21 protein-coding genes are annotated in these 23,780 nt (G+C 58.8%); 9 read left to right on the top strand and 12 right to left on the bottom strand.

All coding sequences use genetic code 11. The features are described 5' to 3' along the window. Positions 1-11: 11 nt before the first annotated feature. Positions 12-377: a hypothetical protein gene (locus tag J3362_RS15205; RefSeq protein ID WP_349520769.1), complete on the bottom strand. Its 366-nt coding sequence runs from the start codon at positions 375-377 to the stop codon at positions 12-14. A gap of 218 nt (positions 378-595) precedes the next feature. Between J3362_RS15205 and J3362_RS15210 the strand changes: the two genes are divergently transcribed. Together J3362_RS15210 and J3362_RS15215 are read left to right on the top strand one after the other, a co-directional pair. Next, positions 596-1,201 (top strand): hypothetical protein, encoded by a 606-nt coding sequence (locus tag J3362_RS15210; RefSeq protein ID WP_349520771.1) that lies wholly within the window; start codon positions 596-598, stop codon positions 1,199-1,201. Positions 1,202-1,208: 7 nt separating this feature from the next. Further along, positions 1,209-3,425: a patatin-like phospholipase family protein gene (locus J3362_RS15215; RefSeq protein WP_349520773.1), complete on the top strand. Its 2,217-nt coding sequence runs from the start codon at positions 1,209-1,211 to the stop codon at positions 3,423-3,425. 6 nt (positions 3,426-3,431) lie between these two features. Here J3362_RS15215 and J3362_RS15220 read toward each other — a convergent pair whose 3' ends face one another. The 3 genes from J3362_RS15220 to J3362_RS15230 form a co-directional block, all read right to left on the bottom strand. Beyond that, entirely contained in the window at positions 3,432-4,109 is a 678-nt protein-coding gene (locus tag J3362_RS15220; protein WP_008173234.1) for a GntR family transcriptional regulator, read from the bottom strand. A gap of 83 nt (positions 4,110-4,192) precedes the next feature. Then, positions 4,193-5,623, bottom strand: coding sequence for a cardiolipin synthase (gene cls / locus J3362_RS15225; protein ID WP_349520968.1), 1,431 nt, complete (start codon positions 5,621-5,623; stop codon positions 4,193-4,195). After that, on the bottom strand, positions 5,623-6,699 hold the full coding sequence (locus J3362_RS15230) for an AraC family transcriptional regulator (RefSeq protein WP_349520776.1): 1,077 nt from the start codon (positions 6,697-6,699) through the stop codon (positions 5,623-5,625). Before J3362_RS15230 ends, cls begins: the two co-directional genes overlap by 1 nt. Before the next feature lie 389 nt (positions 6,700-7,088). Here J3362_RS15230 and J3362_RS15235 point away from each other — a divergent pair, with 389 nt between their 5' ends. The 4 genes from J3362_RS15235 to J3362_RS15250 all read left to right on the top strand — a co-directional run bounded on the left by J3362_RS15235 (position 7,089) and on the right by J3362_RS15250 (position 10,599). Further along, complete coding sequence (locus J3362_RS15235; RefSeq protein WP_349520778.1) at positions 7,089-7,886, top strand: alpha/beta fold hydrolase; 798 nt, start codon at positions 7,089-7,091, stop codon at positions 7,884-7,886. 101 nt (positions 7,887-7,987) lie between these two features. Next, complete coding sequence (locus J3362_RS15240) at positions 7,988-9,073, top strand: SMP-30/gluconolactonase/LRE family protein (RefSeq protein WP_349520780.1); 1,086 nt, start codon at positions 7,988-7,990, stop codon at positions 9,071-9,073. Continuing rightward, positions 9,073-9,534 carry an acyl-CoA thioesterase gene (locus J3362_RS15245; RefSeq protein ID WP_349520782.1) on the top strand — a complete coding sequence of 154 codons (462 nt, stop codon included), beginning with the start codon at positions 9,073-9,075 and terminating at the stop codon, positions 9,532-9,534. Before J3362_RS15240 ends, J3362_RS15245 begins: the two co-directional genes overlap by 1 nt. Before the next feature lie 81 nt (positions 9,535-9,615). Beyond that, a complete protein-coding gene (locus tag J3362_RS15250) occupies positions 9,616-10,599 on the top strand; it encodes an NADP-dependent oxidoreductase (RefSeq protein WP_349520784.1) in 984 nt (327 codons plus the stop codon). Here J3362_RS15250 and J3362_RS15255 read toward each other — a convergent pair. From J3362_RS15255 to J3362_RS15265, 3 genes are all read right to left on the bottom strand, one after another. Continuing rightward, a complete protein-coding gene (locus J3362_RS15255; RefSeq protein ID WP_349520786.1) occupies positions 10,585-12,462 on the bottom strand; it encodes a cation:proton antiporter in 1,878 nt (625 codons plus the stop codon). The genes J3362_RS15250 and J3362_RS15255 overlap by 15 nt on opposite strands. A 21-nt stretch (positions 12,463-12,483) precedes the next feature. Then, on the bottom strand, positions 12,484-13,275 hold the full coding sequence (tcdA, locus tag J3362_RS15260) for a tRNA cyclic N6-threonylcarbamoyladenosine(37) synthase TcdA (RefSeq protein WP_349520788.1): 792 nt from the start codon (positions 13,273-13,275) through the stop codon (positions 12,484-12,486). A 272-nt stretch (positions 13,276-13,547) separates the two neighbouring features. Further along, positions 13,548-15,323, bottom strand: a complete 1,776-nt coding sequence (locus J3362_RS15265; protein ID WP_349520790.1) for an acyl-CoA dehydrogenase C-terminal domain-containing protein — start codon at positions 15,321-15,323, stop codon at positions 13,548-13,550. A gap of 170 nt (positions 15,324-15,493) precedes the next feature. Here J3362_RS15265 and J3362_RS15270 point away from each other — a divergent pair, with 170 nt between their 5' ends. Then, a complete protein-coding gene (locus tag J3362_RS15270; RefSeq protein ID WP_349520792.1) occupies positions 15,494-16,237 on the top strand; it encodes an SDR family oxidoreductase in 744 nt (247 codons plus the stop codon). Positions 16,238-16,315: 78 nt separating this feature from the next. On the opposite strand, the gene J3362_RS15275 is transcribed toward J3362_RS15270, so the two are convergent. Both J3362_RS15275 and J3362_RS15280 read right to left on the bottom strand, forming a co-directional pair. Continuing rightward, entirely contained in the window at positions 16,316-16,954 is a 639-nt protein-coding gene (locus J3362_RS15275) for a ChrR family anti-sigma-E factor (RefSeq protein WP_349520794.1), read from the bottom strand. Further along, positions 16,951-17,550: a sigma-70 family RNA polymerase sigma factor gene (locus tag J3362_RS15280; RefSeq protein ID WP_039881993.1), complete on the bottom strand. Its 600-nt coding sequence runs from the start codon at positions 17,548-17,550 to the stop codon at positions 16,951-16,953. Before J3362_RS15280 ends, J3362_RS15275 begins: the two co-directional genes overlap by 4 nt. Before the next feature lie 239 nt (positions 17,551-17,789). On the opposite strand from J3362_RS15280, the gene J3362_RS15285 reads away from it, so the two are divergent. Then, entirely contained in the window at positions 17,790-18,827 is a 1,038-nt protein-coding gene (locus J3362_RS15285; protein WP_349520797.1) for an AraC family transcriptional regulator, read from the top strand. Between the two features lie 6 nt (positions 18,828-18,833). Here J3362_RS15285 and speA read toward each other — a convergent pair whose 3' ends face one another. Beyond that, complete coding sequence (gene speA, locus J3362_RS15290; protein WP_349520799.1) at positions 18,834-20,744, bottom strand: biosynthetic arginine decarboxylase; 1,911 nt, start codon at positions 20,742-20,744, stop codon at positions 18,834-18,836. A 178-nt stretch (positions 20,745-20,922) separates the two neighbouring features. On the opposite strand from speA, the gene speE reads away from it, so the two are divergent. Beyond that, entirely contained in the window at positions 20,923-21,804 is an 882-nt protein-coding gene (gene speE, locus J3362_RS15295) for a polyamine aminopropyltransferase (protein ID WP_349520804.1), read from the top strand. A gap of 64 nt (positions 21,805-21,868) precedes the next feature. Here the strand turns inward: speE and J3362_RS15300 are convergent, their stop codons facing one another. Together J3362_RS15300 and glnK are read right to left on the bottom strand one after the other, a co-directional pair. Then, on the bottom strand, positions 21,869-23,152 hold the full coding sequence (locus J3362_RS15300; protein WP_014575879.1) for an ammonium transporter AmtB: 1,284 nt from the start codon (positions 23,150-23,152) through the stop codon (positions 21,869-21,871). 72 nt (positions 23,153-23,224) lie between these two features. Beyond that, positions 23,225-23,563 (bottom strand): P-II family nitrogen regulator, encoded by a 339-nt coding sequence (glnK, locus tag J3362_RS15305; RefSeq protein ID WP_008173268.1) that lies wholly within the window; start codon positions 23,561-23,563, stop codon positions 23,225-23,227. Positions 23,564-23,780 lie beyond the last annotated feature (217 nt).

Raw genomic sequence — 23,780 nt, forward strand, 5'->3', positions numbered from 1 at the left:
AATCGGGTGGGTTACAGGCAATCGAACTGGGAGCGACGGTCGAAAGCGACCGAGACCATGTCGTAACCGGAATCCGAGAGTTGGCGGATCAGGTCGCGGTCTTTCAGCAGAGTCATGCAGACCTTGTGCACACTGGCCTGAAGCTGCTCAGATGCCATGTCGGTAGAAGCCAGGCGGAAATCCACGATCAGGTATTTTCGCTCCACCGCCGCGCTGGCGGGAATATCCTGTCGCTCAATGCTCTCGTACCCGATATAGGTCGCCTGGGCTTCCGGAAATACCTGGCTCATGAGTACGTCAAGATTTTCGGCATGGGCAAGCGGTGCCGATAGCAAAAGGGCTGCGACAGCGAGGCGAAGTGAGCGTGTGATCGTCATTGGAGGCCACTCCCTGGTGACATTCCGGTTAATCTGTAACCAATTGTAAAGTTTGGTTACCGTTGATTATTGCAGAGTCTGTCGCAATTTGCGCGATATCTGACATTAATTTTTCAATTGTTTGCAGTCTCGATACAGTGACGACCGGGCTTTCGGGCTCCCGGTCCGGTGCACGATCAACTATGATGTGGTTAAGACGGACTTAGAGAGGAAAACGCATGTTTCAGCTTGTCTTTAAAGGGGAATGCGTTCCCGGAACGGATCTGGAAACGGCGCGCAACAATGCCAGAACCCTGTTCAAGGCTTCTCTTGATCAGGTTGATCGCATGTTCAGTGGTCAGCCGGTGGTTATTCGCAACAAGCTGGAAGAGGTTCAGGCTGAAAAATACCGGGCGGTATTGAAAAAGCACGGCATGGTAGCTTATGTCCAGCCGATGGCTGACGCCCGGCCTGCTGCCAGTGCGGCACCACAGCCAGCCCCGTCGGCCCCCGCAAGTCAGCCCCGTCCGCAGCCAGCGCCCTCTGCTCCGCCGGCGGAAGAGCAGCGCCGTGGGGTTCCTGAAACCGAGCCTGGCGATCGTCTGCCGGTGGCGGGCGAGAAGGTGGATACGATACTTTCCGGCTCCGGTTTGAGTCTGGATCCGGTCGGGGTCAACCTGACAGAGAAGACCGAGGTGGAGCCACCGATGTTTCAGCATCTGGACGAGTGGAGCCTGGCTCCGGCTGGCAGTGATCTGGGTGTCGAGCGTGACCTGCCGCCGCCGATGATACCTGACGTATCCCACCTGTCACTGGCGGACGACGACTCCTCGGAGCGGAAATGACCCAATTGTGAGCCAGTGGATCCCCAGGGGCCGGAGTGCCCCTCGACTGATCGCCGTCATCATGATTCTTCTGACACCACTGGCTTCGGCTGAGGAGCGTCCCAAGGTAGGGCTGGTTCTGAGTGGCGGCGGCGCCAAGGGTATGGCCCATGTTGGCGTGCTGCGGGTTCTGGAGGAAATGCGGGTTCCTGTTGATCTGGTGGTGGGCACCAGCGCGGGTTCCGCAGTCGGCGCCCTGTATGCCAGTGGTATGCCGGTCAGTGACATCGAGCAGCGCTTTATCGAGATGGACTGGCTTTCCAGCTTTCGCGACGATCCCGGTCGGGTCTACAAGCCGGTTCGGCGCAAGCAGGATGACTGGCGGTTTCCGGTGGTCCCGGGCATCGGTGTTCGCGCCGATGGCCTGCGTGTCGGCGGTGGGCTGATTGCCGGGCAGAATCTTGGTTTTATCCTCAACGAGCTGACCCGCAACGCCGCCCTGGTTGAAGACTTCGACCGGCTCCCCATTCCCTTTCGGGCTGTTGCCACCGATCTCGAGACCGGTGAGCAGGTAGTCATCGGTGACGGTAACCTGTCCGAGGCCATTCGTGCCAGCATGAGTATTCCCGGGGTTTACGCGCCGGTGGAACGTGATGGCCAGTTGCTGGTGGATGGAGGCGTCGCCAACAACCTGCCCATCAGCGTTGCCAGGGATTTGGGCGCAGACATCATCATTGCAGTGGATATTACCGACAGTCTGATGGAAACCGACGAGCTGCGGGGCGCGTTTTCCGTTGTCGGTCAACTCACAACCATCATGACCCGTCGGAACACCGACCAGCAGCTGGATCTGCTCGGCGATGACGATGTTCTGATCCGCCCCGACCTGGAAGGCTACACCTCCGCTGACTTTTACGATGCGCCGGTGCTGTTTGAGCTGGGCGCCAGCTCGGCCCGGGAACACGGCGTCGAGCTGCGTCCGTTGGCGTTATCCCGCAAGGCCTGGGCCGAGTGGCGGGACAGCGTTTCAGCGCAGGACGCGGGTGCGCGTATCGTGTCACGCATCGAGATCGAAGACAGTCGTCGGTTGGCCCGGGACTTCCTCAAGGAACGAATCCGGCAGAGAATCGGAGAGCCACTGGACACCGCCCGCCTGGAAGCCGACCTCAAGCGGATCTACGGGCTTGGCTATTACGAGATTGTGTCTTATTCAACGTCGTCTTTGCCCGAGGGAACCGTTCTGACCATCCGCGTTCAGGAGAAGAGCTGGGGGCCGAACTACCTGTCCTTCGGTTTGAGTTATGAGGACAACTTTGACGGGGAAACCCGGTTCAATCTCGCCTCTTCCCTTCGAATGACCGAGCTCAACGCCCTGGGCGGGGAGTGGCAGACCGGTGTCCAGCTGGGCACCGAGCCCTGGGTTCGCAGTCAGTGGTATCAGCCGCTGGATTACGGCTATGAGCGGTTTCTGGTGCTCGGTGGCGAGTACTCCCGGGATACCTTCAGCCTGTTTGATGCCGCCGGAACCCGCGTTACGGAGGTGGATGTGACCTTCCGGAAAGCGGATCTGGCACTGGGCATGGAAATCGGCGGCAATGCCGAAGTTCGCCTGATCTATGCGCGGGGCTATGCCACGGTTGACGAGCAGATCGGACAACCGGTAGCGCCGGAGGGGTCGGTGCACCAGGGTGGGCTGGCCGTGCAACTGGTACACGACTCTCTGGACGATACTTTCTATCCTCGCGACGGTGGCTTTGCCGGACTTCGTGGACGTTTTGAACGGGAGGGCCTGGGATCCGACCGGGAGTTCGATTCGGTAACCGGCCTGGCGCTGGGAACCGGAAGCTGGAAAGGCCTGACCCTGACCGGACTTGTCTTCGGCCATGCGGTAACCCGGGGCACCCCCGGAATTGAAAATGCCGTCCGCCTGGGTGGATTCCGCCGGCTATCGGCATACGCGCCGGGTGAGATCACCGGCGACAACGCGTTAATGGTTTCAGCCTATGCCAGCCAGACCTTTGGCGGCCCGCTGCTGCCCTGGTTTGTTGGCGCCGGGTTCGAGGCGGGTAATGCCTGGCCCTCTCTGGATGAGGCGAGTTGGGACAGTTCGGTGAAATCGTCCAGCGTATTCGCCGGCGTGGATACCTTCCTCGGCCCCGTTCAGGTGGCCGCGGCGTACAACAACGAAGACAACTGGACGGCCTACCTGAACATTGGTTTCTCGTTCACCCAGCTCTTTTACTGAGTGCCGTCAGGCCGTTCTGCTGCCGGTCTTTTCAATGGCAGTGAGAACCTGCTGGCATTGTTGCAGGGCATAGCGGTGCAGGATGTCTGCCAGGCGATCCTCATCCCGATCCTTGATGGCACTGATTGACTGTTCCATGTGGGACAGGTTGTCCTCAATGACACGATTGCCTCCTTCCTGGAAGGCGACGAAGGCACAGCGCTTTGCCGAAGGCCAGAGGTCATCAATGGCAGAGACAATGAAGTAGTTGTCGGCATAGGCCAGCGATGCCTTGGTGTACTCAATGCCCAGCTCCAGAAACGCCATCAGATCGTTTTTCCTGTAGCAGGCCTGCATCTGCTCATACAAGCTCTCCAGCCGGGCCATATCCTCGGGCTGCCAGTGACGCACCAGCTTGCGACCGGTGTGGGTGAGGTAGAGCTCCAGGGTCTCGTACAGGCTGCGCACGAAGTATTCATCCAGCGGGGTCACGAACGCGCCTTTGCGGGGTACGTTGCGGACCAGATGCCGCTTCTCCAGCAGCAGCAAGCCCTCTCGTATGGATCCATGACTGACGTCCATCTGTTTCGCCATGGCGCCCTCGTAGATCCGTTCACCGGAGCGCAGCTGACCAAAGGCAATCAGGTTTTCGATGTGGCGTGCGACCTGTTCGGTCAGTGTTTCTCTGGGCTTGAAGGCATTCATGGTGATCTGTCGCTACTGCATACTGGCTGAATCGTCCTGGCATAGTCGCACATCGGCTATTCCGGAGCCAGTGGACGGATGGCCTATAGCAGTGGCGCCAGCAGGCGGACGGCCCGGCAACACAGGCGGAACAGAATCGACCGATCCTTGTAGTCGCTCTCGATCATCAGGCGGGAATTGTCCAGATCGTGTTCCAGCATGGATTCCACACTCCGGATGAAATGCCTTGCGGTGGTTATGGCGGTGATCTCGAAATTCAGTCGCATCGAGCGGTTGTCCATGTTGGCGGTTCCCACCGCCGCGTATCGATCATCCACCAGGATCACTTTCTGATGCATGAAGCCAGGCTGGTAGCGATAGATGCCGATGCCGGTCTTGCAGGCCTGGACGAGGTAAGAGTAAGCCGCCAGGCCAATCAGGCGGCTGTCCGATTTCTCCGGAATCAGGATTCGTACGTCCACGCCCCGAAGCGCCGCCAACTGAAGGGCGTTCATGATCTGGAAATCCGGAACAAAATAGGGCGAGGCGATCCAGAGCCGGGTGCGGGCATTATTGATGCAGTTGAGGAAAAACAGTGTGCAGGTTTCCCAGCTGTCCGCGGGTCCTGTTGGCAGCATCAGCACCTCGTCGTTGCCGGGCTGGTTGTTGACCGGCGCCCAGTCGAGGCTGGGAAAATCGTTGCTGGCCCAGTTCCAGTCTTCCAGCCATGCCAGCTGCAGGCCGGTGACGGCCGGACCCTCAATCCGGCAGTGGGTATCGCGCCAGGGTTCCTGGTCCATGGCGGTGCCCAGGTATTCGTCCCCCAGGTTGATGCCACCCACAAAGCCGATTTTGCCGTCGCAGACCAGCAGTTTCCGGTGGTTCCGGAAATTGATCTGGAACCGCCTCCGGCGGATGTTGCCTTTACCGAACGAGGCCACGCGGGCGCCGGCGGCGGCGAGCTGGTTCAGGTACTTGCGCGGCAGCCAGACGCTGCCAATGTCGTCATACAGAAACCAGACTTCCACACCCTGGGCCAGTTTGCGCTCGAGAATTGACTTGATCCGGCGGCCCACCCGGTCTGATCGCACGATGTAGAATTCCAGCAGGATATAGTGCTCGGCGTCTTCCATGGCTTCGAACAGGGCCTCGAACGTGGCCTCACCGTCCCGGAGCAGGGTACATCGGTTGCCATCGGTGAACGGCTGCCGGCCCAGTCGGCAGAGCACCTGAAGTTCGTCGGTGAACCGTTCGCTGGCGGGGATGGGTATGGAGGTTGTTTGCTGCTCGAACCGGTTCAGCAGATTGGTCAGGGATTCGTCGCCAAGCCGTCGGGCTTTCACGTAGCCGCCAAACCGATGCCGCCCGAACAGCACGAACATGGGCACGGCCAGGTAGGGCAGGCCGATCAGGGCAATGACCCAGGCAATGGCGCCCTGTGTCGTCCGGTAGGTCAGAAGAATACGGTAAATACAGGCAAATGCGCCCAGGTAAACGGCTCCGACCACCAGTGCAACGAGAGACAGCTCGTCCATCATTGCGCTCCCTTATCTGCCCGGTGGCGGTAGGGCCCCGATGTGGCCAGATGCCTTGCCCGGTACTCTGCCGGTGAAGTGCCAGTCCAGCGCTTGAACGCCCGGCTGAAGGCGCTGAGTTCTGAAAATCCCAGCAGGAAAGCAATCTCACCCAGAGCGTACTGGTCGGCCGCAACATATCTGAGCGCCTTGTCCTGGCGAACCTGCTCAACCAGGCCGTGGAAGCTCAGGCCTTCCTTCTTGAGCTTGCGGTAAAGCGTCTGGCGGCTCATATGGCATTGCCGGGCCAGGCTGTCGGCATCGATTCTTTCGGTCGCCATCTGCTTCGAGATCAGCCGGCGAATCTTGCGGCCGAACGAGCGGCGGCTCTGAAGCCTCGCCAGCAGCGTATTGACCTGCTTCAGCACTGCCGAATACACGTAGGGATTGCGGCGTGGTATCGGGTGCCCCAGATGCCGGCTGTTGAACGCCAGCCGGGTGATACCGCAGTCAAACCGCACCGGACCACCGAGAAGTTTTTCGTACTCGTCAGCGTACACCGGAGCCGGATGGGCGATCTCCACCCATTCCGCCCGGATGCCCGGATGAATGAAGTGGCGGGTGCGGGTGATGGCCGCGGCGAGGGTCCGGTCCATATCCTGCCGGCAGTAATGTTCGGCCATGTCCGGTTGCCAGCAGAGAATGGCCTGGTCGGCGGTCTGTTCGAAGCTCAGGAATACCGACTCGTTGATCAGCCGATGCAGGCGCACGTACTGGGTAACGGCTTCACCCAGGGTGTCACAGTTGAAAAACACATGCCCGACCAGTCCCATCCGCTCGGGATCCACCACTTTTCCGGCGTTCAGCCCGACAGCCGGATCGCCCGTTACCAGCTCGGCGTGTTCCCACAGCCGGTAATGGGCATCGGCGGGCACGCGCCGGTCCGGGTCGGTGAGCTCAGACATGGCCAGCCCGGTCAGCTGTTCCACCCGTGGCGCATTGAGAACACCCTGGCGTTCCAGATAGTGAACCAGCGCCAGCGTGCTGGAGGCAGCGACCAGGGGTGCGCTGGTGGAGTCTGATTGGGCAGATGTCACGTTGATAGTTAACGACCTGTCATGATGACTGATACAAAATGTCAAGTGGGTGCAACCGCCTGTCAAGGGTTACCCGTGGCTTTAACGATAGCATCAGGGTATCAGGTTGAAGCAATGGAAAAGCAATCAGGAGGTGTTTTATGGAACAGGAAATCTTCGTACCTCATACCGAGCTTGAGCGTAAAAACGTGATTGAGCTTGCCGAGTATCTGAACAGCATCTTCTACTGCTGATCCTTCAGACGTCACGTCTATGACCTTCAAGCCGGGCTTTGCCCGGCTTTTTTTCGTCCACGGAAAATGACCGCTAATACCGGCACTTGCTCGCAAGACTGGCAGTGGTAATGTATCCGGTCTGAGAACGCAGACCAATCCGGAGACTGACTGCCCATGACTGTTGCGCTGAACCACCGCATTACCGGCGAAGGCCCGCCCCTGATACTGCTGCACGGGCTGTTCGGCTCCCTGGACAACCTGGGGGGTATCGCCCGCCGCCTGGAAGACCAGTGGCAGATTCACGCACTGGACGAGCGCAACCACGGGAGTTCGCCCCACACGGATACCATGGACTATCCGGCCATGGCCGCCGACGTCATTGCCTACATGGACGCCCAGGCCCTGGATAAGGTGAGCCTGCTGGGTCATTCCATGGGTGGCAAGGTGGCGATGCAGGTTGCCCTCCAGGCGCCGGAGCGTGTGGAAAAATTGATCGTGGCCGACATTGCCCCGGTAAACTACAAACCCCGGCACGATGCTATTCTGGAAGGGTTGACCAGTATGGATCTGACCGGTGTGCGTTCCCGTCAGGACGCAGACAGGCTGATGGCGGATTTTGTCGAAGAGCCGGGTGTTCGCCAGTTCCTGCTGAAAAACCTGGAACGGATTCCCCGAGAAGACCAGCAGGAGGGCGGGCCAATGTTCCGGTGGCGGCTCAATCTGCCGGTTATCGATGCCTGCTACGAACATCTGGCCAGGGCACCTGAGGGCAATGGCCCGTTTGATGGTCCTGTGCTGTTTCTGAAGGGCGCGGATTCGGCCTACATCCAGGAAAAACACCGGGATGATATCCAGCGACTGTTCCCGCAGGCACAGCTGCGTATTATCCAGGGTACCGGCCATTGGCTGCACGCTGAGAAAGCCGACTCCTTTGCGGCCCTGTGCCGCCGTTTCCTCAGCGCCGATGAATGACGGGGCCCTGCGTAGGGCATTTTCCTGCTCACCGGCCCGTCTGCTAAGGTGGGCCAATCGCTGACACAAGGAATGGACATAACAACAGGCGGGCAGAGTGTATGAAATGGCTGATGGTGGGTTTGCTGGTTGTTTTCCTGCTGCTTGGCAGTTTCCTGCTGACTCCCTCGCCCGTCGACAGCAAAGCCTGGAACCCGCCATCGCCACCTCCGCTGACCGGCGAAGTTGCGCCAAATGAGCGCCTGAGGCTTGCGGACCTGATCGCCCGGGGGCAGGTATACGGCCCCGAGGACACAGCCGTGAGCAAGGATGGTGTGCTTTATACCGGCACCCAGGATGGCTACATCGTGCGGGTGTTCCCGGATGGCCGGGTTGAAAACTGGCTGTCCACCGATGGTCGGCCCCTGGGCATGGTGTTTGACAGCCAGGGTAATCTGATTGTCGCAGATTCCTGGCGGGGGCTGCTGTCCATCAGTCCCGAGGGAGAGATCACCGTACTGGCCCGCGAGGCGGAGGGGACGCTGTTCCGCTTTACCGACGATGTCGACATTGCCGATGACGGGCGCATTTATTTTACCGACGCCAGTTCCAAGTTCCACCAGCCGGAATACATGCTGGATCTTCTGGAAATGCGTCCCCATGGCCGCTTGCTCCGCTACTCTCCAGGAACCGGCAAGGCCGAAGTTCTCCTGGCCAACCTGCATTTTGCCAATGGTGTTGCGGTATCTCCGGAGGGCGACTACGTGCTGGTTAACGAAACCTGGAAATACCGCATCCTCCGATACTGGATTCACGGACCCAAAGCCGGGCAGGCGGAAGTCTTTGCCGACAATCTGCCCGGTTTTCCCGATAACCTCGCGGTGGATGATCAGGGGCGCTACTGGGTGGCGTTTCCTACCCTCAGAGATTCGAGGATGGATGCCATGCACCCTCGGCCCTGGCTCAAGGATCTGGTGGCCAAACTCCCGAGCAGCCTTAAACCTGCGCCACAAGAATATGGCCTTGTGATCGCGTTCGACCGGGACGGTGAGGTTATTACCAGTCTCCACGACACCCGGGGTACCCATCTGCAGGAAATCACCTCGGTGAATCCTCACGATGGCAACCTGTACTTTGGTTCACTTCACAATGATCGTATTGGTCGGCTACCGTTGCGGGCCATTCCGGGTCTGGGGGACAGCAACTGATGCAGCAACACGATATTGCCTGGGATCTGCCGGCGCCTTTCACGATCGAGATAGCGGTGCGGCCCGAGGATACCGATCGGCTTGGGCACGCCAACAACGTTGTTTACGTACGCTGGCTGGAAGACGTCAGCTGGGCACACATAGAAAGCCTGGGTATGACCTGGGAACTGCACGAGAAAACCGGCAAGGCGATGGCCATCACCCGCACGGAAATCGATTACCTGGCCTCGGCGAACGCCGGCGATCAACTGGTTCTGGGGACCTGGCTGACCGATTACGATGGTCGGTTCCGGTCTGCACGGCAGTTCCAGCTCGTTCGCCCCTCGGATGGCAAGACGCTGGTCAGAGCGGTTTCCACTCACGCCTGTGTTGATCTGAAAAGCCAGCGGCCTGCCCGTGCGCCCAAAGAGTTCGCCGAGATTCTCGGTTCCGCTGTGGTAGCCGGAGGCAAAGGGCTGTAGGTCACCCGAGGTCTTTTGTGCTTTACTTCAGCTAGCCGTGTTCAAAGCCAATCCCGTTTAACCTGTTGTCCGGAGATCCTCATGGAAAATACTGCCGATCAGAATGCTGAAGCCACGATGCGCCATGTGATCTACGATCGCTTTGGTGAGCGTGACGTCCTGCAAGTGGTCACGGCCGATGTGCCAGTCCCCGGAGACGATCAGGTCCTGGTCAGGGTGCACGGTGCCGGGCTCAATCCGATCGACTGGAAAACCCGGAAGGGGCTTGGTTTTGCGGCGCGGCAGATCGAGAATTCGTTGCCATGGACGCCCGGTTACGATGTCGCCGGAGAGGTTGTCGGAGTGGGGGCAAGCGTGACCACCCTGGCGCCCGGTGACAGGGTCATGGGCATGGTCGGATTCCCGGCCGGCGGTGGCGGTTATGCGCAGTATGCCCTGGCGGCGGCCGATGAACTGGCCATCGTGCCGGAAGAACTGGACCTGGTGTCTGCAGGTGCCTTGCCCCTGGCGGCACTGACCGCATGGCAGGCTCTGTTCGAGATGGCGAAACTGGAGTCGGGGCAGAAAATCCTGATCCACGCCGGCGCCGGTGGCGTTGGCCATTTTGCGGTGCAGTTTGCGCTGGAGCGCGGTGCCCATGTGATTGCAACGGCCTCGGCCAGTAACCGGGATTTCCTCGCGGAACTCGGGGTCCACGAGGTGATTGACTACCGCAACACGGATATCGCCGAAGAGTGCTATGGCCTCGACGTGGTACTGGATCTTGTTGGCGGTGAGACCGGAAAACGCTCCCTGCACACCTTGGGTGAGCAGGGCGTTCTTGTGACCATCCCGACGGTTACCGCCGACGAAATTATCAGTGCTGCCGAGGAAATGGGTTTACGCGCCCATGGCATGACTGTCCGTCCGGACGTATTTCACCTGGATGAGATTGCCGAACTGATTGAGGACGGCGACGTCAAAGTGCACATCGAAAAGGCGTTTGCGCTGGACGATGTCGCGCAGGCCCACGAAGTGCTGGAAGGCGGGCACGTGCGCGGCAAGCTGGTGCTAGATTGTCGATGAGGGTTCCTGATCGGCCGGTTGATCCTGACTGGCCGATGGTTCCCCTACCTCTTTCTCCTTGCGCTCCTTGCGGGCCTGGGGCGGTACCAGGCTGATCAGGATCCAGTCATCTTCCGGTTTCAGATCTTTCATGCTGCAAACCGGGGCGACGTGTTCCTTGCTGTCGAACGTGAACAGTACCAGGGCCTGGTTCTGGTATTTGTTCAGGAACTCCTCGTAACCGAATTCCTCGCTCAACTGGGTGGTCTTTACGGTGTAACCCTGGCTCACCAGACTGGCCAGCTTGGCGTAGCTGACGCCATTGAACAGGCCCCTGGTCATCTGTATTTTTTCAGCCGTCTGATGCCGGGCCTTCTGGTCCTGATCACCTTCGGCCAGGCTGAATACGCACTTGTTTCCGAACCAGTCCAGGAAGTGGTACGTGGCCAGCGAGTTCATGTGCTTGTACGGGGAGATCACCAGCAGCTTGCCAATGCCTGTCAGGTCCAGATGGGTCGATGCATGCTCGGAAACCGGGTTGCCGAAGTACACCTGCAGGTTCTCCATACGTGCCTGACGAACGTTTTCCCAGTTGGTATCGGCCAGGGTCACGGGCACCTCATACTTTTTCAGGGCCATGCCAATCATACGGGCCACCGGATTGGCGCCCAGAATCAGGAAGCCGTATTCCGCTGGTTCCGCGACCTTCAACAGGCGGGCAACCGGCCGGGCGGTGAGGCTCTGTAGAGTAACGGTGGCGATAATCAGCATAAACACCAGGGGCACCAGGGCGCCGGCACTTTCATAACCCAGCTTCTGCAGCTGGAAAGCGAAAAGCGCTGACACCGCGGCGGCGACGATGCCCCGGGGGGCGATCCAGCTCAGAAATAGTTTTTCCCGCAAGTTCAGGTTGGTGCCGATGGCCGACAGGAAAATACTCAGGGGGCGGGCCACCAGCATCAGCAGGGCCAGCACCGCCACCAGGCCCCAACCCAATTCGGCAATCGCCGCAAACTCAACCCGCGCCGCCAGGATGATGAACAGGGCGGAGATCAACAGAACGCTCAGGGATTCCTTGAACTCCAGAATGCTATCAATGGGCACCTGCTTCATGTTGGCCATCCAGATGCCCATGACGGTGACGGTCAGCAGACCGGATTCATGGGCCAACTCGTTCGAAATCGCATACACGCCGAGCATGAAGGTGAGTGTGCCGGCGTTGTGCAGGTACTGCGGCATCCAGTGCTTGCGCAGCACAATGCCGTTGAGATATCCGGCAACCGCACCGATCACAAAGCCCACGGCCAGGGTTTTTCCAAAGATATACACCGAGTGGCCAAACACGTTGCCCTGACCCCAGGACACGATCCCTTCGAATACCAGAACCGCCAGCAGAGCGCCGACCGGGTCAATGATGATGCCTTCCCAGCGCAGTATGTTGGCCAGTTTCGAATCCGGTCGCACGGAGCGCAGCAGCGGCGCGATAACCGTCGGGCCGGTGACAATCGAGATAGCGCCGAACAAGAGGGCGACCGCCCAGGAGACATCCAGAAGCCAGCGGGCGGCCAGGGTGCCGATGATGCAGGTGACAATAGAACCTACCGGAATGAGGTTGCGGACCATTTTGCCGTGGCCCCGTATTTCCTCGTAGCGCAGGGTCAGGCTGCCTTCAAACAGAATGATGGCGACGGCCAGGGAAATAACCGGAAACAACAGATCACCGAACACCACTTCCGGCGCCAGAAACCCCAGGACGGGGCCGGCGGCAATACCACCCGCCAACAGGAACAGGATGGCGGGCATGCGCACGCGCCAGGCAAGCCACTGGCAGAACAGGGATAAGACGCCAATGCTGGCAAGAAGCAGGACAGTACTGACTGGCATAATGGTTTCAGTTCCGTTGATCTATTGGTTGGCGCGCCGGGCAATCCGGTTCAGGAGTCGGGAAGCTGCAAATAAACCAAAGCTGGCGGTTACCGGGCTGGCGGCGCCAAAGCCGGAGGCGCAATCCAGGCGCACCGGGCCGTCGGTGGCAGGTTTTTGATGGCACACTTCCCCGTCTCCGGCAGGATACGTTAGCTGCTCGAGGGAGTATACGGCCTCAATGCCGAAGCGACGCTTCGGATTCCTTGAAAAGCCATATTCCCGCCGCAGCAGGTTTCGAACCTTGGCCAACAGTGGGTCCTGGGTGGTTTTGCTGAGGTCGGCCACCTGGATCTGGGTAGGATCGATCTGTCCCCCCGCGCCACCGGCACACACCAGCGGAATTTTCCGGCGCTGGCAGTGGGCAATCAGTGCGGCCTTGGCCTTGACGCTGTCGATGGCGTCGATGACGCCGGTCATGCCGTCGTTAATGAGTTCGCTGACATTTTTGGTGGTCAGAAAACCGAAATGTACCCGAATGTCTGCGTCCGGGTTGATGGCCCGCAGCCGATCAGCCATGGCGTCGGTTTTAGTGCGCCCGTACTGACCTTCGAGAGCGTGGAGTTGTCGGTTGGTGTTGGACACACAGACATCGTCCATGTCGATCAGGGTGATGGTGCCAACGCCGCTTCGGGCCAGGGCTTCAGCGGCCCAGGACCCGACTCCGCCAAGACCGACCACGGCAATATTGGCGTGACGAAAGGCTTCCAGGGCCCGGCGCCCGTAGAGTCGTTCTATGCCACCAAAGCGGAAAGCGTAATCGTCGGCGTTCATGGTATCCCCGTGCAGGTCCGGTCGTAGGCCGGACAGAATCAAAGATCGCAATTGTAACCCAGTGACCGCGCAGACAAAAAAGGACCATAAAAAAAGCCACGCAGGGCGTGGCTTTCAAAGTACCCAGTCCGACGGGGAGCTGGGCGGGACTAGTTCAGAGACACTAATCAACGTGATCATTATCAATGCCCGATGCATTCACCTGAAGGTCACAAGCTGTCATTGATCGGTCATTTCCGGCCAGGCCGGGAGAACCTTGGCCGGATAGCGGATCACGCGGCCCAGTGGTCGTCCGAGAACGCCATCAGGCTGTCCTTGCCACTCTGAATGTCGCCCAGCAGCCAGTCGACTTCCGGAAGCAGCTTTTCAAAGTAGAAGCGGGCAGAGACAACCTTGCTCTCGAGCAGGGGCTTGTTGCCTTCGCCGGCGGCAAGCTGTTCGTTGGCCACGTTGGCCATCCGGGACCAGAGGTAACCGATGACCGTCAGCGCCATCAGGCGCAGATACGGAGTTGCGGCAGCGCCCGCCTGCTCCGGATCTTTCGGTGCATTGCTGGCCAGCCACATGGTGGCGCTCTCAAGTGCCTTCATCGCGTTCTTCAGCTCTTCGCGGTGCGGCGCTTCCGGGTTGTCCTTCAGGTATCCGCTCAGGGTGCCAAACAGAGTGCGCACCAGCTGGCCGCCTTTCAGGCTCAGCTTACGGCCCACAAGATCCATGGCCTGAATACCGTTGGTGCCCTCGTAGATCCGGGCAATCCGGCCGTCCCGCACCAGTTGCTCCAGCGGCCAGTCGGTGGTGAAACCGGAACCACCAAGTACCTGCAGCCCGGTGTTGGCGTTGTTGAAGCCTTCGTCCGTCAGGAATGACTTCACCACCGGGGTGAGCAGTTGAACCAGATCGTCCGCGGATTCCTGTACGGTTTCATCGGGATGGGCGACCGAAAGATCCAGCTGGTGGCCGGCAAACAGGGCCAGGGCACGCATGCCTTCGTTCAGGACTTTCTGGCGCATCAGCATCCGGCGTACATCCGGGTGCACGATGATCGGATCAGCGGGGCCATCCGGGTTTTTCGAGCCGCTCAGTGAACGGCTCTGCAGGCGCTCACGGGCAAAGCCGAGGCTTTCCTGGTAGGCCATTTCTGCCAGGCCCAGGCCCTGCATGCCCACCATCAGGCGCGCCTCGTTCATCATGGTGAACATGGCACGCATGCCATCATTCGGCTCGCCTACCAGCCAGCCCTTGGCACCTTCGAAGTTCATCACACAGGTGGCAGAGCCCTTGATGCCCATCTTGTGTTCGAGACCGCCACAGAAGGCCGGGTTGCGCTCACCGGAGTCCGGCAGAAACTTGGGAACCACGAACAGCGAAATTCCCTTGGTGGTATCTGGAGCTCCAGGCAGTTTTGCCAGCACCAGATGTACGATGTTGTCCACCAGGTCGTGCTCGCCCCCGGTAATCCAGATCTTGGTGCCTTCAAGCGCGTAGCTGCCGTCATCGTTCGGAGTCGCGCGGGTGCGAATCAGGCCCAGGTCGGTGCCGCACTGGGGTTCTGTGAGACACATGGTGCCCGTCCACTCGCCGGAGATCAGCTTCTCCAGGTAGGTCTTTTTCAGTTCTTCGGAACCGTGGGCATGCAGGGCGCTGATGGCGCCGTGGGTCAACCCGGGGTACATGCCGAGGGAAAGATTGGTGGAACACACCATTTCATCCACCACAAACTTCAGGGTATGCGGCAAACCCTGACCGCCGTATTCGAGTGGCGCGTCCAGCGCGGTCCAGCCGCCCTCGACAAACTTCTTGTAGGCGTCCTTGAAACACTCCGGTGTTGTCACAGAGTTGGTTTCAGGATTGTAAGTGCAGCCCTCGCGGTCGCCGGCCTGGTTGGTGGGCTGGATCACCTCAGCTGCCAGTTTGCCGGCCTCGTCGATGACCGCTGAAATCAGATCCGGGGTGGCATCGGCGTATTTTTCCAGCTCATGCAGCCGGTCTGCGCCCAATACATCAAACAACAGAAAGCGAAGGTCATTCGCCGGAGCCTGGTATTGCATGGATACTCTCCTAGGTGCGCCGTTTTAACGGGAGCGCTGCAATATTTGGCAGCGACCCAAAGATGATTTGAACACTGGTTTCATACGCCCGTTTTAATGCGCTGGTTCACCGGGCTGGCAGTCTGGACGATAGAATTTTCGTATGTCTTCCTGAACCAAGGAGGTCTCAAATGAAACAAGTGGTGATAGCCGGGGTTTCCGGCGCAATCGGTGGCGCTTTGGCAAGCCGGTTGCTTGAGCGTGATTCGCAAACCACGGTGATCGGGTTGTGCCGTGATCCGGAGAATGCGCCGGACGCTTTGCGCAGCCATCAGCGCATCACTTTGCTGCCCTGGGATGCGGAAAGCGGTGCGGCGTCCGGTGCGATTGCCGAGGCACTGGAATCGCTGCTAAACGGGAAGGAGGGGATTGATAGCTTTATTTATGCCGCGGGGCTGCTTCACGGGCCGGATATGTTCCCGGAGAAGCGCCTTGAAGACCTCGATCCGCAGAGTATGGCGCGTGCGTTTGCTGTCAACGCAACCGGTTTCGGATTGCTGACCCAGGCGTTATTGCCATGGCTGCGACATAGGGAATTCAAACGGGTGGTGGCTATTTCCGCCAAGGTTGGCTCGATAACCGACAACGGGTTTGGCGGCTGGTATGCCTATCGCAGTTCAAAAGCGGCACTGAACATGCTCGTTCGCAACCTGTCCATTGAGTTGCCGCGCCGTTGCAAACCGGTTGCCTGCGTATCCCTGCATCCTGGCACGACCGAATCGGCGTTGAGCGAACCATTCAGCCAATCTCTCGCCAAGCTTAAAGTGCATACTCCAGAGGAAACGGCTACCAACCTTCTGGAGGTGCTGGATGGACTGGGGGAGGACGATAACGGGAAGTTTCTGAGCTGGGATGGTACAGAACTGCCCTGGTAGTTCGGACGCCGTGGCATCGGATACAAAAAAGGGGCGATTTCCATCGCCCCTTTTTCGTGTCCGTCATTCGGTGGAAGGTTACCGAATAAAGGGATTGAGCATCCGGGTAAAGGTGCCCGTAAGCTTCACCGGGGCACTCAACACGGAGAGTGTTATGCAATCCTCGCAACCAACCGCGACTGGTTTATGCTCGTCCTCATCGTTCAGGACCACGAAATCCCACTGGTTAAACACCCCTTTCTGGTCGGCAAACGCACCCTGAAGGACGATCGTGGTTTCCTCCCCGCGATGCGTGTGGGCAGGCGCCTTGCCGCCGGCAGCGAGCTTCTGGAGCACAACCTGCTCTTTCTGTCCGGGGAACCGATCGGTGATGTCCAGGACACTCACATCGCCCAACTGGCGCTTCCAAGGCAAGCTATTGAGATCTTCACCCAGTAGCTTCTGCAGGGCGCTAACCCTCGGGATGGCTGGTGTCACAGGCTCGGCTGCCGGTTCGCTATCAATCTTTGAAAGAATGCTGTCGAACATACTTTCAGAGACACTCACCTTTGGCTGCTGCTCCATCATCACAGCCCCAAGGCTATCGAGCGTGTCCACACGGCTGCGGCAGAGGGAACACTTGTCCAGATGGAGCTTGATGCACAGGGCATGGGGCTCGCTCAGGTTACCTGCGCTGTACTCCATCAGGCTCAGGCTGTCGGGATGGTGCCGTGTCATACGTTCTGGTCCTGCAAAATCACTTTCAGTTTATTCAACGCCAGGCGGACCCGGCTTTTCACGGTGCCAAGAGGGATGTCCAACTCGTCTGCAACCATCTGGTGCGACTTGTTTTCCATATACACCTTGGCAATGACCGTAATTTGTTCTTCCGGCAGATGACTCAGGGATTCCCTGATTCGCCGTTCGGACATGAGACGATGCAAAGATGTAACCGGCTCGTTTTCGTTTTCGCCCGGAATCTGCCAGAGGTCTTCTGTCTCGACTGGCATTTCAGCGCTGGTACGCTGCATCTTCCTCAACATATCGATGCGCTGGTTACGGGCGATGGTGAAAATCCAGGTTGATGCGGCCGCCTTGCGCCAGTCGTAGAGGCAAGAGCGTCTCCAGATCGACACGAAAACTTCCTGCACGAGCTCTTCCGCATGACTCGCCAGACCGTTCGCCATGGCGTAGTACTTGATTTGCGGGCCAAAATGCTCGAACAGCGCGTGGTACGCTTCGCGATCCTGGTTCTTGCCCACTTTCTGCAGCATCTGGCTCCATTGGTCCTTGCGGCCCTCGGAACTTGCTGGCTTTTGATCCAGTGTGGTCACCGGACGCTCCTTGACAGTCGCATGATTTGAGCTTGTTCTGGTCATCATTCTATGCACTCGTCCCGGGTTTGTCAGTGTCTAGATTTACGGATCGGTGAATCAGGTGGATCAGCCTTTGTCGGAAAAAACAGAGAAAGCTGGCATCAGCGACGGTTTTGAATCGTCTCGCAGGTGATTGCCGGAATCGGCAGAGCGGTCTAGTCTGAGCAATAAATCGACTCCGGACGACAACTACCTCCATGAATGCTCCCGGCTTTACCGGAAACCTGCCCGTTATCCGGGCGCACTATGCGGATATCCTCTGCCAGTTGGCGGAGGACCTTGGCCTGCAGCGGTCCCGGCTATTGTCGGCTTCCGGTATCCGTCCATCCATGCTCGGTCATCCGGACAATTTCATTACCGTCGAGCAGTTCAGTGCCCTGTGTCGCGAAGCGCTTGTGCAGAGTGGTGATCCTGCCCTCGGACTTGAATTCGGAAAGCGGCTGAAGTTCACGACCCATGGCTCGCTGGCCCAGGCCGCCATCAGCTGCGATACGCTTGAGCAGGCGCTTACGGTGCTGATCAAGTATTTCCAGATCCGCTTTGTCTACATGAGCCTGTCGTTCTTCGTGGAGGAACATGAGGCCGTGATCCAGCTGGACCTGGCGCACAGCATTGAGGACCTGTACCGGTTCAATGTTGATGTGGTGATGGCGTCACTGATGGATGTGAATCTCCTGCTTTTTGGCCATCGGCTGCTGGAAGGCGGGCGATGCCTGCTGGACTTTCCGGAGCCTGATGATCTCTTGGCCTATCGACAGCTGTTCGGCAGCCAGATTGCGTTTGGCAGCGGTGTGAACCAGCTGCGGTTCAAGCGGGTTTTTCTCGACTCCCCCATGTCACTGTCGAATCCGGTGACCCGTCGCATTGCCGAGGCCCAGTGCCAGGAGGAAATGCGATTCATCGAGGGTTCTACATCGGTTTCGGACCGGGTGGTGCGTCTCCTCGAGACGGGGCGAAGCCAGCGGTTACCGTCTCTGGAGGAGGTGGCGGAACACTTGAAAATGTCCACCAGGACGCTACGCAGGCAATTGGCATCCGAAGGGGTGCGATTCCAGCAGCTGCAGGATTCCATTCGCCACCGCCGAGCCCTTGAACTGCTGCGCCGCAATGAGCTGAGCATTGATGAGATAGCCGACGCTCTGGCCTACAGTGACCCCTCCAACTTTGGCCGGGCCTTCCGCAAGTGGGAAGGCGTTTCTCCCAGTGCCTGGCGTCGGAAGCATCAGAAGCTCTGACGTGGGCTATTCCTCGAGGTAGGTATAACCGTCCAGGCCGGCGGCCAGCTCTGCCATAAGCGAGGCCTGGGTTTCCGCTGCCAGCGCGGAGGCGGCAAACTTGCGCCTATAGGCCTCCATCAGGGCCTCGGGTTCAAAGTTCACATAGCGCAACACCTTGGCGACGGTGTCCCCGGTGATGGGGGCGCTGATCTCGTAACCGCCTTCTGGCGTGAGGCGGACGTCCACTGAATGAGTGTCGCCGAACAGGTTGTGCATATCGCCCAAAATTTCCTGATACGCGCCGGTCATGAAAAAGCCCATTAGTAAAGGCTCGCCCGACCGTTCTTCGGGTAAGGGCAGGGTTGTCTCCGTGCCCTGGCCATCGACGTAGCGGTCGATACGCCCGTCCGAATCGCAGGTAATATCCTGGATAACTGCCCGTCGGTTTAGTGGGCGATTAAGGCCGTTGATCGGCATAACCGGGAAGATCTGATCAATGCCCCAGACATCGGGCAGTGATTGGAACAGGGAAAAATTAACGAAGAGTTTTTCCGCCAGTTTCTCATTGAGTTCGTCGATGATTTCCCGGTGAGCCCGGTTGCTGCTGTCCAGCTGATCCCGGAGCAGTCGGCAGCAGCTGGTGTACAGGGTTTCAGCATCCGCCCGCTCCTGGAGCGACAGTACGCCGTGGGCGAACTGGGCGTGAACATCGGCCATGGCGTGGAGTACGTCATGGTAGATCTCAGCCAATGAGCGGGGGGTGTTTGTGTCCTGCAGGCTTTCAAGGTCGCGCCAGAGATCGTGCAGCGGCGCTGAGGCAGTCGCCCCCGGTTGTTGCGGTGTCCGGTTTTCCGGTGCTTCGTGGTCGATCACGTTGGTTACAAGCACGGAGTGATGCGCGGTCAGGGCTCTGCCGGATTCGCTGATCAGATCCGGGTGAGGCGTACCGTGGCGATCGCATTCGGCCTGGAGTACATGCACCACATTATAGGCATATTCGTACACGCTGTAGTTCATGGAGCAGCTACTGCGGGAGCGAGTGCCCTCGTAGTCCACGCCCAGGCCCCCGCCGATATCCACCGTGCCGATCGGGGCGCCCATCTGGCGCAACTCGCTGTAAAAGCGGGCGCATTCCCTGAGACCGGTCTGAATGTCGCGGATATTGGCGATCTGAGAGCCAAGGTGGAAATGCAGAAGCTGCAGGGTATCCAGGGCACCCGCCTCGCGCAGGGTGTCGACGACATCCAGAACCTGGCTGGCGGACAGGCCGAATTTCGACTTTTCACCGCCTGTGTTCTGCCAGTTGCCTTTACCGATGGTGGCGAGCCGGGCCCGAACCCCGATCAGCGGTGAAACGCCCAGGCTTTTTGCCTCTTCCAGGATGAGTGGCAGTTCCGACTTCTTCTCGACCACGATGAACACCCGGTGGCCCAGAGTCTGGCCAATCAGGGCCAGGCGGATGTATTCCCGGTCCTTGTAACCATTACAGACAATCACTGATCCGGGTTGCTGCGACATTGCCAGCACCGCCATCAGCTCTGGCTTGCTGCCCGCTTCAAGCCCGATCTGCCCGTTGGAGGCGGCGGGCTCGGCAGCCAGCAGCTCTTCGACCACGCGGCGCTGCTGGTTGACCTTGATGGGGTAAACCGCCGTGTAGCCGCCCTGGTAGGCGTGCTCCTCTGCAACCTTGTTGAAGGCATTGCAGAGTTTGTTAACGCGGTCGTGCAGGATGTCAACGAAGCGCACAAGTACCGGCAGCTGGACCCCGGACTCGGTCAGCGTCCGGGTCAGTTCGGGCAGATTGATGCGGGCCGGGCTGTGGCCACGATCCGGGCGGATGAGCACCTGGCCCTGATCATTGACACCGATGTAGCCATCGCTCCAGTGGGCAATGTTGTAAACCTTGTGGGCCGGTGTGGCGCTGGCTTCGCTCATGCTTGCTATCCTGTCAGGAAACACTGGCCGCCATTGTATGGATTCCCATCCCCGGCTAAAAGCATCGGCTGCGGAAAATACATGGCGTTTCACCGCGATTATCGCTTTAGCTCACGGTGGGGCATCCCTACAATACGCCCTTTCAATTCAGCCCATGGCCCACAGCGGGAGGCAAGACATGACAGCACTCAATGACGGCTGGTTTACCGAGGTATTCCAGGATCAGGGGACCGCGTTCTCCCTGCAGGTGAAAAAGAAGCTCCATGAGGAACAGACGCCGTTCCAGAAACTGGAAATCTACGAGACCGAGACCTTTGGCAATCTGATGGTTCTGGATGGCTGCGTAATGCTGACCACCCGCGACAACTTCCTGTACCACGAGATGATGACGCACCCGGCCCTGTTTACCCACCGCGATCCGAAAAAGGTGGTGATTGTTGGCGGCGGAGACTGTGGCACCCTGAAAGAGGTGCTCAAGCACCCGGGCGTCGAGGAAGCCTGGCAGGTGGAAATTGATGAACGGGTAACCCGAGTATCTGAAGAGTACTTTCCGGAATTGTGCGAGGCCAACAGCGACCCGCGCGCCAATTTCTTCTTTGGCGACGGGATCCAGTGGATGCGGGATATTGAGCCGAACAGCGTTGACCTCATCATTATCGACAGCACCGATCCGGTAGGCCCCGCTGAAGGTCTGTTTGCCCTGGATTTTTATCGGGATGCCATGCTGGCGCTGCGCGAGGGCGGGATTATTGTTCAGCAGAGTGAATCGCCGCTGCTCCACACCGAGAGCATCATCAAGGGTATTCACGAGGACATGCGCAAGGCCGGATTCGAGCACGTGCAGACCCTGCCATTCCCGCAGCCGGTTTATCCGACGGGTTGGTGGAGTTGCACCATGGCGAGCAAGGAGAATCCGATCAAGTATTTCCGAGAGGAAGATGCCAACAATCGCCCGTTCGTAACCCGCTACTACAACGCCGGTGTTCATCGCGGTGCGCTGGCAATGCCTCAGTTCATGGTGGATGCGCTTGAGGATGAGGTGAGGCCGACAGAAGGTTAGGCAAGATCGGACCTACAAAAAAGGGGCGCCAACTGGCGCCCCTTTTTACTTGCACTGTCAGCGTTTACTGCTTGCCGCTGACGAACTCCGGATAGGCTTCCATACCACACTCGGACAGATCCACGCCTTCGTACTCCTCTTCTTCCGAGACCCTGATGCCCATGACGGCTTTCAGGATGCCCCAGACGATCAGACTGGTGACGAATACCCAGATGAAGATGGTGAGCATGCCGACCAGCTGGCCCATGAAGGTAGCGTCTGCGTCGGACAGGAGGACCGCAAAGATACCCCAGATGCCGACCACACCGTGAACAGAGATGGCACCGACCGGGTCGTCAATGCGCAGCTTGTCCATGGTTACGATGGAGAACACAACCAGGGTGCCACCGATGGCGCCGATGATGGTGGCCAGCAGGGGAGACGGATCCGCCGGTTCTGCAGTGATCGCAACCAGGCCAGCCAGAGCGCCGTTCAGGGCCATGGTCAGGTCGGCCTTGCCGAACATCAGGCGTGCCACGATCAGGGCAGCGATCAGACCGCCGGCTGCAGCCGCGTTGGTGTTCAGGAACACGTTGGCCACTTCGTTGGCGACACCGATGCCACCCAGTTTCAGGGTTGAGCCACCATTGAAGCCGAACCAGCCCATCCACAGGATGAAGGTACCAAGAGTTGCCAGGGGCAGGTTGGCGCCCGGGAACGCGCGGATTTCTCCTTTGGCGCCGTATTTACCTTTACGGGCACCGAGCAGGATCACACCTGCCAGGGCTGCTGCTGCACCGGCCATGTGAACGATACCGGAACCGGCGTAGTCGCTGTAGCTCAGCTCGTACATACCGAATACCGCGTCGCCGTTCCAGGTCCAGGAACCCTGCATCGGGTAGATGAAACCACACATAACAACGGCGAAGCCCAGGAAGGCCCAGAGCTTCATGCGCTCAGCCACGGCACCGGAGACGATGGACATGGCGGTTGCAACGAAGACAACCTGGAAGAAGAAGTCAGAAGCGCCGCTGTATTCGCCCATGTCGCCGAAGCCGGCTTCAGTGGAGGCTGCAATAACGCCCGCAATCGCTGCGTCGTCCATCTCGGCAACAGTTGTTACACCGCTCAGGAAAATACCGCCGTCGTACATGATGTCGTAGCCGACAATCAGGTACATGGTACAGGCGACCGCAAACAGGGCCACGTTTTTGGTCAGGATTTCGGTGGTGTTCTTGGCACGCACCAGGCCGGCTTCCAGCATGGCAAAGCCAGCGGCCATCCACATGACCAGGGCACCGCAAATCAGGAAGTAAAAGGTATCCAGCGCATACTGGAGTTCAAAAATGTGATTAAGATTGCTTTCCATATGAAGCCCTCCGCACGAGGCTTTTCAGGTTATAAATTTTTTGCGTTGGCTGTTCGAAAAATCAGAGCTGGTTCAGACCGCTTCTTCGCCGGTTTCGCCAGTCCGGATCCGGATGGCTTGAGCCAGTTCAGTCACGAAGATCTTGCCGTCACCGATCTTGCCGGTGTTAGCCGCCTTGGTGATGGACTCGATAACCTGGTCCAGAAGGTTGTCGCCGATAGCAACTTCCACCTTCACCTTGGGCAGGAAATCCACCACGTATTCCGCGCCACGATAGAGTTCTGTGTGGCCTTTTTGCCGACCGAAGCCTTTGACTTCAGTGACGGTAACGCCTTGTACGCCAATCTCGGATAGTGCCTCACGGACATCATCCAATTTGAAAGGCTTGATGATCGCTGTCACAAGTTTCATTGCTTTCTCCTTGGTAAAGCCGTCTCAACAGTGAGGGCCCGTCGGCCGGTTGTTGAGCTCGGGATGCTGCCACCTCGCACACCAATTGTGCGGATTGCGTACGAGAGCTTTAGCATCGTGTATGCCAACGCAAAAAAATAGTTTTAAAACAGTAGTCTACGATATCCGCGTACCAGAATGGCGCAAACTTGTGCACCAAAATAGAGCGGGTAGCCGA

The organism is Marinobacter sp. NFXS11, assembly GCF_040148675.1.
Taxonomy (GTDB): domain Bacteria; phylum Pseudomonadota; class Gammaproteobacteria; order Pseudomonadales; family Oleiphilaceae; genus Marinobacter.

Coding starts and splice junctions, on each gene's coding strand:
- J3362_RS15205 (WP_349520769.1), bottom strand. CDS start 377: ATGACGATCACACGCTCACTTCGCCTCGCTGTCGCAGCCCTTTTGCTA.
- J3362_RS15210 (WP_349520771.1), top strand. CDS start 596: ATGTTTCAGCTTGTCTTTAAAGGGGAATGCGTTCCCGGAACGGATCTG.
- J3362_RS15220 (WP_008173234.1), bottom strand. CDS start 4,109: ATGAATGCCTTCAAGCCCAGAGAAACACTGACCGAACAGGTCGCACGC.
- cls (WP_349520968.1), bottom strand. CDS start 5,623: ATGGACGAGCTGTCTCTCGTTGCACTGGTGGTCGGAGCCGTTTACCTG.
- J3362_RS15235 (WP_349520778.1), top strand. CDS start 7,089: ATGACTGTTGCGCTGAACCACCGCATTACCGGCGAAGGCCCGCCCCTG.
- J3362_RS15240 (WP_349520780.1), top strand. CDS start 7,988: ATGAAATGGCTGATGGTGGGTTTGCTGGTTGTTTTCCTGCTGCTTGGC.
- J3362_RS15245 (WP_349520782.1), top strand. CDS start 9,073: ATGCAGCAACACGATATTGCCTGGGATCTGCCGGCGCCTTTCACGATC.
- J3362_RS15250 (WP_349520784.1), top strand. CDS start 9,616: ATGGAAAATACTGCCGATCAGAATGCTGAAGCCACGATGCGCCATGTG.
- J3362_RS15255 (WP_349520786.1), bottom strand. CDS start 12,462: ATGCCAGTCAGTACTGTCCTGCTTCTTGCCAGCATTGGCGTCTTATCC.
- tcdA (WP_349520788.1), bottom strand. CDS start 13,275: ATGAACGCCGACGATTACGCTTTCCGCTTTGGTGGCATAGAACGACTC.
- J3362_RS15265 (WP_349520790.1), bottom strand. CDS start 15,323: ATGCAATACCAGGCTCCGGCGAATGACCTTCGCTTTCTGTTGTTTGAT.
- J3362_RS15270 (WP_349520792.1), top strand. CDS start 15,494: ATGAAACAAGTGGTGATAGCCGGGGTTTCCGGCGCAATCGGTGGCGCT.
- J3362_RS15275 (WP_349520794.1), bottom strand. CDS start 16,954: ATGACACGGCACCATCCCGACAGCCTGAGCCTGATGGAGTACAGCGCA.
- J3362_RS15285 (WP_349520797.1), top strand. CDS start 17,790: ATGAATGCTCCCGGCTTTACCGGAAACCTGCCCGTTATCCGGGCGCAC.
- speA (WP_349520799.1), bottom strand. CDS start 20,744: ATGAGCGAAGCCAGCGCCACACCGGCCCACAAGGTTTACAACATTGCC.
- speE (WP_349520804.1), top strand. CDS start 20,923: ATGACAGCACTCAATGACGGCTGGTTTACCGAGGTATTCCAGGATCAG.
- J3362_RS15300 (WP_014575879.1), bottom strand. CDS start 23,152: ATGGAAAGCAATCTTAATCACATTTTTGAACTCCAGTATGCGCTGGAT.
- glnK (WP_008173268.1), bottom strand. CDS start 23,563: ATGAAACTTGTGACAGCGATCATCAAGCCTTTCAAATTGGATGATGTC.